7 protein-coding genes and 1 pseudogene are annotated in these 11,488 nt (G+C 44.3%); all 8 read left to right on the top strand.

Features of this window, described 5'->3' with window-relative positions; translation table 11 throughout:
• Nucleotides 1-163 precede the first annotated feature (163 nt).
• The gene (locus ASD24_RS14650) at nt 164-1,033 is read left to right on the top strand and encodes a GDSL-type esterase/lipase family protein (RefSeq protein WP_056696867.1); all 870 of its coding nucleotides are present in this window, start codon (nt 164-166) and stop codon (nt 1,031-1,033) included.
• Nucleotides 1,034-1,999 carry an ABC transporter ATP-binding protein gene (locus tag ASD24_RS14655; protein WP_056696870.1) on the top strand — a complete coding sequence of 322 codons (966 nt, stop codon included), beginning with the start codon at nt 1,034-1,036 and terminating at the stop codon, nt 1,997-1,999.
• A complete protein-coding gene (locus ASD24_RS14660) occupies nt 1,992-2,981 on the top strand; it encodes an ABC transporter permease (RefSeq protein ID WP_056696872.1) in 990 nt (329 codons plus the stop codon). The genes ASD24_RS14655 and ASD24_RS14660 overlap by 8 nt, the downstream gene beginning before the upstream one ends.
• A 76-nt stretch (nt 2,982-3,057) precedes the next feature.
• Entirely contained in the window at nt 3,058-5,037 is a 1,980-nt protein-coding gene (gene parE / locus ASD24_RS14665; RefSeq protein ID WP_056696875.1) for a DNA topoisomerase IV subunit B, read from the top strand.
• Nucleotides 5,038-5,049: 12 nt separating this feature from the next.
• A complete protein-coding gene (gyrA, locus tag ASD24_RS14670) occupies nt 5,050-7,506 on the top strand; it encodes a DNA gyrase subunit A (protein ID WP_056696876.1) in 2,457 nt (818 codons plus the stop codon).
• 237 nt (nt 7,507-7,743) lie between these two features.
• Nucleotides 7,744-8,184, top strand: a complete 441-nt coding sequence (locus ASD24_RS14675) for a MarR family winged helix-turn-helix transcriptional regulator (protein ID WP_056696878.1) — start codon at nt 7,744-7,746, stop codon at nt 8,182-8,184.
• 249 nt (nt 8,185-8,433) lie between these two features.
• Nucleotides 8,434-8,751 carry an ArsR/SmtB family transcription factor gene (locus ASD24_RS14680; protein WP_156395453.1) on the top strand — a complete coding sequence of 106 codons (318 nt, stop codon included), beginning with the start codon at nt 8,434-8,436 and terminating at the stop codon, nt 8,749-8,751.
• Nucleotides 8,744-11,287, top strand: a pseudogene (locus tag ASD24_RS14685) (FAD-dependent oxidoreductase). Before ASD24_RS14680 ends, ASD24_RS14685 begins: the two are co-directional and overlap by 8 nt.
• The last annotated feature ends 201 nt before the right edge of the window (nt 11,288-11,488 follow it).

An 11,488-nucleotide genomic window follows, 5' to 3' on the forward strand; every position in this document is an offset into this window, starting at 1 on the left:
TTGCCGTAAAATGACATAATGAAAATGCATTTTACAGTTACCATGACAAAGTTTGCAAATTAACCACAGAACATTTATGTTAATTATGAAAACATCATCTTTAGTGTAAAGTCATTTATAAATTATATACACCGTAGCGGTGTGATGAGTGGAGATGTGATGGATGAAAAAACAGAAAAAAGTTCTGGATTCAGCACCATGGATCTGGAGAATTGTAGGTACATTATCCATACTAGCAACCTTGTTGCTGTTATTTGGATTTGGGTACGCGATAAAAGACGTTATTTATCCGGAAGGAGACACATCGCTGAATTCAGGTGATAAAACAGCTGCATCAAGTGATAAACAGGATGAACCAGCTGTTGTAGAGGATGGCAAGATTCGTATGGCTGTTATTGGTGATTCTCTAGCTAGAGGTACGGGGGATGATCAGGGTCTAGGCTTTGTACGACGGGCAGGAAACATCCTGAAAGATGAGGGCTACGATGTACAAGTTCTGAATAACCTTGGTGTTAATGGACTGAGAACAGATGCGTTATTGACGAAACTCGATGAACAAGGCGTACATTATGTGTTGAAGCAGTCCAATTTTATTCTCATTTCAATTGGGGCGAATGACCTGTTCCAGGGAGGACAAGTTCTGCAAGGGGAAAATCCACCAACAGCAGAATCGTTGTCAGCCGCTTTACCGGACACGTCTAAACGTCTTCAAGAAATATTGAAGAAAGTAAAAGAGATTAATCCTACTGCTCAGATTGCATACCTTGGTCTCTATAATCCGTTTGGTGATGTCAAGGAACTGGAAAAGCCAGGTAATGCAGTTGTTTCGGCATGGAACGATGCCGCTTCCGCTATTCTGAACAATGAAGACAACATGACGCTCGTTCCTACATTTGATCTATTTGAGAATCATCTGGGCGAATATTTATCATCCGATCATTTCCACCCCAATGGATCAGGCTATGAACAAATTGCAGTTCGGATTGCACAGGAATATCAAGCAGAGACACCGGCAGAGGGGAGCGCGAAATAAATGGCAGAGCAGCAATACGATACAGTATTATCCGTACAACATCTGAAGAAAAAGATTGGACGTAAGTGGATTATTAAGGACGTTACGTTTGACGTTAAACCAGGTGAGATTTTTGGATTTCTGGGACCCAATGGAGCCGGCAAAACAACGACAATTCGTATGCTTGTGGATCTGATCAAACCAACCGAAGGCAAAATTAAAGTCTGTGGTTATGATGTGAACCGAGATCCAGAGAGAGCACTGAAGTACGTTGGCTCCATCGTTGAGAATCCGGAGGTATATACATATTTGACCGGGTGGGAGAACTTGGAGCATTTCGCTCGCATGCAACCTGGCGTGGATCATGAGCGCATTCAGGAAGTTGTTGATATTGTTCGTCTCGATCAGCGTATTCACGACAAAGTTAGAACGTATTCTCTAGGGATGCGTCAGCGTCTCGGAATTGCTCAAGCATTGCTTGGACGTCCGCGTCTGCTCATTTTGGATGAACCGACCAATGGACTTGACCCTAAGGGGATCAAGGAATTACGTATCTTTATCAAGCAGCTTGCTAGTGAAGGGATGGCTGTCTTTGTCAGCAGTCACTTGTTAAGTGAAATACAGCTTCTCTGTGACCGTGTAGCCATAATTAGTGCTGGACGTGTACTTACGGTTGGAAGCGTTCATGAATTGATTGAAGACCATTCGAAGTTAGCGATATGGCATCTCACACCTTTGGAACAAGGCAAACAAATACTGCTGGGTGCAGGAATTACGTTGGTCGATCGACCTGGCGATGTGATGGATGATACCCTTGTTGCAGGACTTGGTTCCAACGCTGTTGTTGCCGAAATGCCTGAAGAGCAGATCTCTGATCTGGTCCAGCAAATGGTTCAAGCTGGGATTCAAGTCGAAGGCGTGCAGCGTATCCAGCCAACACTGGAACAACTATTCTTAAAAATGACAGAAGGTGAATCCATTGAGTAATATTATGCCGTTAATTCGCAACGAAACGATTAAAATGGTGAAGAAAAAACGCCTTTATATTATTTTTATCGTTCTGGCCGTTTTGGTGCCGATGTTTACGTATGCACAGATGAAATCTTCGCAAAATAATCAAGACAAGTTTAACGGCGATTGGCGACTTGAGTTACAACAGGCCATTACCGATAATCAGAACTCGCTTGGCAGTGATCGGGTGCCTGAGGAATTTAAGAAATATAGAACAGTATATATCCAGCAGATGCAATATTATCTGGAAAATGACATCAATCCGAAAGAACCGGGTGGTGTAACCTTTACGAGAGAGTTCATGAATAATGCAGTTGGTTTATTTATTCCTCTGTTAATCATGGCCATTGCTTCGGATCTAGTGTCGGGAGAACGTACAACAGGAACCATTAAAATGCTCTTGACTCGTCCGGTTAGGCGATGGAAAGTGCTTCTGAGCAAATTGATCACGCTGATCATGTTTGTCTCGATTATCGTGGTATCAGCTTATGTGATCTGTTATGCCATATCTGGCGCTGTTTTTGGATATAAAGGATTTACGATGCCGGTCTTCACAGGCTTTAAGATTGTGGGGACAGAAGTGGATATGTCGACTGTGCATGCTGTAGATCAATGGCAGTATATGCTCATGCAGGCAGGATTAATTTGGTTTGTTAGTGTAATCGTAGCCATGCTGGCCTTTATGGTATCGGTTCTTGTGCGAAGTACGGCTGCAAGTATTGTCATTATGATGGCTGCGCTTATCGCAGGAACGATCCTTACGAACATGGCGGCTTCATGGGAAACAGCCAAATATCTCTTCATGGTAAACCTAGAACTTCCTAATTATTTGTCAGGTGGATTACCACCAATTGAAGGAATGAATTTGTCATTTTCCCTTATTGTACTTAGTGTTTGGGGTATTGCTTCACTGATTGTGTCATTCCTTGTCTTTACGAAACGGGATATCTTGAATTAAAATGGACAAGGATAAGAAAACATCTGTTTGCATTTTAGCAATTTTTTTAGTTGGTAGTGAAGAAGGGGGAGCATGAATGGTCGAGCAAATCGATATGTCGGCAGGTTCGACAGGCGGAGGACAAGGGTCTTCAGGCTACGACGCGGACGACATTCAAGTACTTGAAGGACTGGTAGCGGTTCGGAAACGGCCCGGGATGTACATCGGCAGCACCAGTTCTTCGGGTCTGCATCATTTGGTATGGGAGATTGTTGACAATGCTGTCGACGAACATCTCGCCAAATTCTGCTCCAAAATCGATATCACCCTGCATAAGGACGGTTCCATTACGGTTCAGGATAACGGAAGGGGAATTCCGACAGGTATACATAAAACAGGAATTCCTACTCCCCAGGTCGTGTTTACGATTTTGCACGCAGGCGGAAAATTCGGAGGATCAGGATACAAGAAATCTGGTGGACTTCACGGTGTAGGAGCTTCGGTAACGAACGCTTTGTCCGAGTGGCTAGAAGTTGAAATTTTCCGTGATGGCAAGATTCATCGTCAACGATTCGAATATTGGCAAGATAAAAAAGGTGTAGAGCATGTCGGAGAGCCGGTTACAGGTCTTGAAGTATTGGGCAACACCAATCGTACTGGAACGAAGGTTACGTTCAAGCCGGATATTCGTGTTTTTCAAAATGGTATTCAGTTAAATTACGATACACTTGCGGAGCGTCTGCAAGAGATTGCATTCTTGAACTCTGGTCTACGGATTGTGCTCAAAGACGAGCGGTCAGGAAATCAAGATGAGTACATGTATGAAGGTGGAGCAAGTCAATTTGTCGCATATCTGAACGAAAATAAAGATGTGCTGCATGATGTCATTCATTTTGTTGCGGAGAAGGATGATATCGAAGTTGAAGTAGCGATTCAGTACAACGCAGGTTATACCGAAACACTGGCGTCATTTGTTAACTCCATACCTACCAGAGGTGGGGGAACACATGAGACCGGATTCAAGACGGCCTATACCCGTGTGATGAATGAATATGCAAGACGGACGAACATGATTAAGGAAAAGGACAAAAACCTAGAAGGTAACGACCTTCGTGAAGGTATGATGTCTGTTATTAGTGTCAAAATGTCTGAGGTTGAGTTCGTCGGTCAAACGAAAGACCAACTCGGAAGCGCATCTGCTCGAAGTGTAGTGGATTCTGTCGTGGCAGAGAACATGCAACGGTTCTTGGAAGAGAACCCACAGGTTGCACAGACACTGATCCGCAAAGCAGTTCAGGCTTCTCGTGCAAGAGAGGCAGCGCGTAAAGCTCGTGACGAGATGCGTTCAGGCAGAAAACGTAGTGAAAGTTCCAATCTGAACGGTAAGTTAACTCCGGCACAATCGAAAGACTTTTCTCGGAATGAGTTGTTCATTGTAGAGGGAGATTCGGCAGGAGGTTCAGCGAAACAAGGGCGGGATTCCAAAATTCAAGCCATTCTTCCGCTCAAAGGGAAGCCGCTAAACCCAGAGAAAGCCAAGCTTGCTGACATATTGAAAAATGAGGAGTATCGTGCAATTACTGCTGCCATTGGAGCAGGTATTGGTACCGAGTTCGCGGTTGAAGACAGCAATTATTCCAAAATCATCATAATGACAGATGCCGATACAGACGGTGCGCATATCCAAGTATTGTTGCTAACGTTCTTCTATCGCTACATGAAACCTTTGATTGATGAGGGTAAAGTGTACATTGCTCAGCCGCCGCTATACAAAATCACTAGCAAATCAGGCAAAATGTCAACCGTTCGTTATGCTTGGACGGATGAACAGTTGGCTAATTACATGAAAGAATTAGGTAAAAACGTCGAACTTCAGCGTTACAAAGGATTGGGCGAGATGAACCCTGATCAATTGTGGGAAACGACAATGAATCCAGAGTCGCGTGCATTGCTCAAAGTCGAGATTGTGGATGCGGCAAAAGCAGAGCGACGGGTATCCACACTTATGGGTGACAAAGTAGACCCACGTAAACGCTGGATTGTAGAGAACGTTGACTTTACAGAGTACGAAGAATAGAAGGTGCTTGGAATGAGTCTATCAGAACAATTTATGCCGGCCTTTCTCGAAGAGGTCGTAGGTGACCGTTTCGGTCGCTACTCCAAATACATTATTCAGGATCGGGCGATCCCCGATGTGCGTGATGGTTTAAAACCCGTGCAGCGGCGTATTTTGTATGCCATGTATGACTCGGGTAATACGCCTGAGAAGCCGTATCGTAAGTCTGCCAAAACCGTTGGGGACGTTATGGGTAATTACCACCCTCATGGTGACTCCTCCATCTATGAAGGTATGGTGCGGATGGCACAGCCATGGAAAATGGGCCATATGCTGGTGGACGGTCATGGTAACTGGGGCTCGCAGGATGATGATCCGGCTGCAGCGATGCGTTACACAGAAGCACGTTTGTCACCGATTGCGATGGAGATGTTACGTGATATTGAGAAACGTACCGTCTTGTTCAAGGATAACTTTGATAACACAGCTAAAGAACCCGTTGTATTGCCCTCACGTTATCCGAACTTGTTGGTTAATGGCGTAAGCGGAATTTCTTCTGGCTTTGCAACGGAGATCCCAACGCATAATCTGCGGGAGGTCATTGACGCAAGTATTGCTGTGATGGAGAAACCTTCGATTGAGCTAGAAGAAATCATGATGTTCATGAAGGGTCCGGACTTTCCAACAGGTGGATTGATCATGGGCGGTGACGGCATTTTGGATGCGTACCGCACGGGTAAAGGACGTATCTATATTCGTTCCAAAACGGATATCGAGAACATGCGTGGTGGCAGACAGCAAATTGTCATTACGGAGATTCCTTATCAAGTCGTGAAGTCACGCCTAGTCACAGCGATGGAGAACATCCGTCTGGAGAAAAAGGTCGAAGGCATTGCTGAGGTACGTGACGAGAGTGGGCGTGAAGGCCTACGTATCGTAATCGAGTTGAAAAAAGAAGCGGATGCACAGGGTATTCTGGCATATTTGCTCAAAAAAACCGATTTACAGGTAACCTATAACTTTAATATGGTGGCGATCGTTAATAAAGCGCCGCAACAGTTGGGCTTAAAAGCGATTCTGGAAGCTTATATTGCCCACCAGCGTGAAGTTGTGACGTTCCGTACCCAGTATGAGCTGGAGAAAGCGGAAGACCGTGCACATGTGCTAGAGGGGCTTGTTAAAGCACTGAATATTTTGGATGAAGTGATCGCTGCGATCAAAGCATCAAAAAACCGCCAAGATGCTCAGAATAATCTAATGTGGATGTTTGGATTTTCCGAGCGCCAAGCGGATTCAATACTCACCCTGCAATTATACCGTTTGACTAATCTGGAGATCACTTCGCTCGAGAAAGAACTTGGCGAATTGATGAAAAAGATTGCACAGCTACGTGCTATTCTAGATAGTGATCGCAAGCTAATCGGAGTAATTCGTAAGGAATTGTTGGAGATTCGAGAGAAATATGGTATTGACCGTCGCTCTGCAATCCAAGGCGAAGTCGAAGAGCTTAAAGTTAATTTGGAAGTGCTGGTTAATGCGGAAGATGTATTTGTGACTTTATCCAAAGAAGGATACATTAAACGTACAGGCATGCAGTCCTTTTCAAGATCTGGTGGGGAACGTAACGGTAGCGGTGTAAAAGAAGGGGACTATATATCACAAGTCCTTGAAGTAAATACACTTGAAAACCTACTGGTATTCACAAAGAAAGGACAATACTTCCTTCTGCCTGTTCATCAGGTGCCAGAGTTCAAATGGAAAGATCCAGGAACAGCTATTGTCAATGTGATTCCACTTGCAAAAGATGATCGGATATCCACTGTGCTTGCAGTGAAGTCCTTTGAGGAGCCTAATCATAGCCTGGTGTTTGTGACACGTAAAGGCCAGGTGAAGCGTACCGAATTGAAAGAGTATGTAACGAAACGTTCGGGTGCTGTGGCTGCGTGCAAAGTAGGTAAGGATGATGAGGTATTATCGGTTCATTTAAGCACGAGTGACAAAGAAATTATGCTGATTACCAAAGAAGCGATGGCGATTCGTTTCCGTGAGGATGAAGTTAATCCGATGGGACGGGTATCCGGTGGTGTACGCGGGATTCAGCTAAAAGATACAGACGAAGTGGTTGCTGCTTTATGGGTAGAGGGCGATGAAGGTGAAATTGCTGTGTTGTCTGATCTAGGCTATGGCAAACGTTCATTATTGCTCGATTATGCATTACAGAGCCGCGGAGGCAAAGGTCTTGCAACATTTGAGTTTAAGGAAGGCAAGCGGGTTAAACCGAACGGTAGCCGTATTGCAGCAGCCTTCTATTGTCGTGAAAAACGAAGCTTTAACCTAATGACGAAGGAAGGGCATACTCATGCGATTTCTTCGGAAGGTGTACCGATCACAGAGCGTAAGCATATCGGTAAGTTACTTGTACATGTAGATAAGCAAGATGAAATTATGGAATTGCTCGGAGACTTTACGGAAGAGGCTTCTGGCTCATAAATTTCAAAATAGTTATAATTGAAGACTCTTCACAGTGCAGCTAATCCTGTCATGTGAGGAGTCTTTTTTTGTTGCTATGAGGCGGATTACAAGAGAGCTTATCTGCGAAGTTTAACAACCTTCGTCGATTACGGTCGATCGCTAGGAAATTGAAAAAACCCAGCAGGAATGCGGCTTTTGAGGGCGAAAACTTAAGCAGGTGAAGTGATAACCGGATGCAGAGAGGAGCGTTATAACATGTATAATTCCGATTTTGCGAAGTGCTGGTCAAGGTTAACGAAGGACTATAAATTGCATATGGATCAAGAATTAGCCCCCTCCCTAACTGAAGCTCAGTTGGCAGTATTGGAGGTTCTTGAGGATCATCAGAGAATGAAGCCATCTGATTTGATTCCTTTTTTGGCGACAACGCCTGCGGCTGTGACGATGTTGCTTGATCGAATGGAGAAGAATGGTCTAATTCGTAGAGATCGAGATAATCAAGACAGACGGATCGTCTGGGTTTCTTTATCAGATAAAGGACAGAAGGAAACAGAGCGAGGCATTGCTATTCGCAATGACTTCATGAATTCGGTGCTTAGTAATATTTCAATGCACAATCAACAACTACTGGTGTACCTGCTTGGCAAGATGACAACGCCTAAGAGTAAAGAGCCTGTATTAACGAGTTCAGGTTAAACTAAGACAATTTACTTAAAAAATGATTTAAAGTTCGTATATATCTGATGACGTATCCAGCGAATTAATATATCCATGGGCATACTCCTGGTTTTTGAAGCCGGGAATATGCTTTTTTGGGTTGAATTTAAGATGAATTTCTTTAACAGAATAACAATGAATTCATATGATATGGCTTGTTAGAAAATAAATTGACAATAAAAACGTTATATCGTAATATTACGATATAACGTTTTAGGAGGGGTTATCTTGGAGTTGCCTGCTTTTGATCGGAATCAATTAAAACAGTTTGACGAACCAGCTGAGTTTCTTAAGGCGCTTTCTCACCCGGTGCGGTTATGTATTGTTCGTGGTTTGATGCGCAAAAAGAAATGTAACGTTTCATATATGCAGGAGTGTCTGGATCTTCCGCAATCGACGGTATCACAGCATTTGCAAAAGCTTCGCAGTGCAGGAATCGTTGCTACCGAGCGAAATGGTCTTGAAGTGAATTACGTACTTGCTGATGTACGTGTGGAGCAGTTAATTAGGATTTTATTCGAAAAGGATGAATGCGAAGATGAATAAACGTAAAAAAGTGTTAATCGTGGGAGGTGTCGCAGGGGGCGCATCTGCTGCTGCACGCCTCCGGCGTCTTGACGAACATGCAGAGATCATTATGTTTGAAAAAGGGCCTTATATCTCATTTGCTAACTGCGGCTTGCCTTATTACATTGGAGGTACAATTGAAGAGCGTGCACGACTACTCGTACAGACACCGAAAGGTATGGAGGAACGATTCAACATTGATGTGCGAACACAAAGCGAGGTTATAGCTGTTGATTCAAGTAAACGCACTGTGCAAGTACACAGTGCTGAACGTGGTCTATACGAGGAAAGTTATGATGAATTAATTTTGTCGCCTGGTGCCCGTCCGCTTGTGCCAGATCTGCCGGGTAAAGAGAACCCGTTGATCTATACCGTGCGGAACATTCCGGATATTGATCGAATCAAAGAACAAATTAGTTCTTATAACAACCAAAGTTCGATTGTTATTGGCGGAGGGTTTATAGGTGTAGAAATGGCTGAGAATTTAAAGGAAGCTGGACTCGATGTAACTTTGATTGAAGGCAATGATCAACTGTTAACACCGTTTGATCCTGAACTTGCTGCTACGCTGGCGCAAGAGATGGAGTAGCATGGAGTAAATCTCATATTCTCGCAGCGAGTTCAAGGTTTCCGGACGCTGGATCGAGGTATCGGCGTGGAATTGTCCGATGGCACTATATTATCTGCTGATCTGGTTATTCTGGCGATCGGCGTTACACCAGACACTTCATTTTTACAGGACAGTGGCGTGTCTCTCGGTTCGCGTGGGCACATCCTTGTTAATGAAAAGATGGAGAGCAGTATTCCGCATATTTATGCCGTGGGTGATGCCATTGAAGTGAAGGATTACATTCATGGTACACAGACAGCAATCCCCCTTGCGGGTCCTGCGAACAAACAAGGACGCATTGTAGCGGATCAGATTGCAGGTCTCCCAACAACTTATAAAGGGACTCAAGGAACGTCGGTCATCAAAGTATTTGGGTTAACGGGTGCATCTACCGGCAGCAATGAGAAAACGCTCAAACGAATGCAGATAGACTATCGTACCGTGATCGTACATCCAGCCTCCCATGCTTCCTATTATCCAGGTTCCAGTGCAGTGACATTGAAATTGCTCTTCTCTTCGAATGGGAAAATTCTAGGTGCACAAGCTGTTGGTTACGAGGGAGTGGACAAACGAATTGATGATATTGCGGTGGCGATTCACTTCGGAGGAAATGTACGAGATTTGACGGAACTTGAATTGAGCTATGCACCGCCATATTCTTCTGCGAAAGACCCGGTAAACATGGTCGGGTATGCTGCTGAAAACATGTTTGCAGGTCGATTAGACTCATTCACGTATGATCAGCTGGCAGAGCGCAATCCTGTTGAGTCTGTATTGTTAGACGTACGAAGTGACCTAGAATACCGTAACGGCAATATTCCAGGTTCATTGTCCATTCCGGTGGATGAGCTGCGTCAACGTCTGGATGAGCTGGATGTTTCCAAAGAAATTTGGGTTTATTGCCAGGTAGGCCTTCGTGGTTATACCGCCACACAAATTCTACGCCAACATGGCTATAAGGTGAAAAACTTGAGCGGGGGGTACAAAACCTATCGTCAGGTACAATTCAAACCTGAAACCGTCTTAAGAGGTGGCATCAACGGGGACAACGGAAGGAACAATAGTAACGACATTAATCGCCATGAGATAAATAAAGCAGAGGATGGGCAAGGGGGAATTCCGATGGATGACGAAACCAAGCAAGGATCACAAGTACATTCGTCAGATGAACTTCGCATCGATAACGAATTGAACGTATGTGGTCTGAGTTGCCCTGGGCCTTTAATCGAGGTTAAACAAAAAATGGATCAGCTGGCAGACGGACAAACACTCCGAGTGAAAGCTTCCGACCCAGGATTCTATGAGGATGTGAAAGCATGGGCTACAATGTCCGGGTCTGACGTTCTTAAGCTGGGGCGGAACAAGGGCGGGGTGATTGAGGCAGTTTTAGCCAAGAATACTTCACCTGTCACAAGCCATTCACAGCAACTTGATAAAGCCAGTACTATGGTGGTATTCAGCGGTGAACTCGATAAGGCTATTGCCTCATTCATTATTGCCAATGGGTCAGCAGCAAGCGGACGGAAAGTAACGATGTTTTTCACCTTCTGGGGCTTAAATATCATTCGCAAGCACGAGATGTTGCAAGCACCTGCTAAAACAGGTATGGCTCGTATGTTTGATATGATGCTGCCAAGCAACAGCCTCAAGCTGGGACTCTCCAAGATGAATATGTTTGGTGCAGGTTCGAAGATGATACGGGGCCTGATGAAAAAAAATAATGTCGCTTCGCTGGAGCAACTTATGGAGTCTGCTATTGCACAAGGGGTAGAGATCGTGGCTTGTCAGATGTCGATGGATCTGATGGGCATTCAGCATGAAGAATTAATTGATCAGGCTGTCATTGGTGGCGTTGGTTATTATCTCGGACAAGCAGATCAGGCGAACCATAATTTGTTTATCTAAAAATATAATCCGAATCTTAAACCCAATCTTATTCTCGAATTTATCGACCTCTATTTCACCTCAAGTGTAATAGAGGTTTTTGGTGATCATGACGATTAGAACACCGTTACAGATCAAGACTATGGCTGCATAATCTCATCGTTCAGGGAAAAGCTACAATCAAACTGATTAGCTCCTACCGGGCTTGCTTATATATTTTAT

The sequence above is a fragment of the Paenibacillus sp. Root52 genome (assembly GCF_001426865.1).
In the GTDB taxonomy this organism is placed as follows: Bacteria; Bacillota; Bacilli; order Paenibacillales; family Paenibacillaceae; genus Paenibacillus.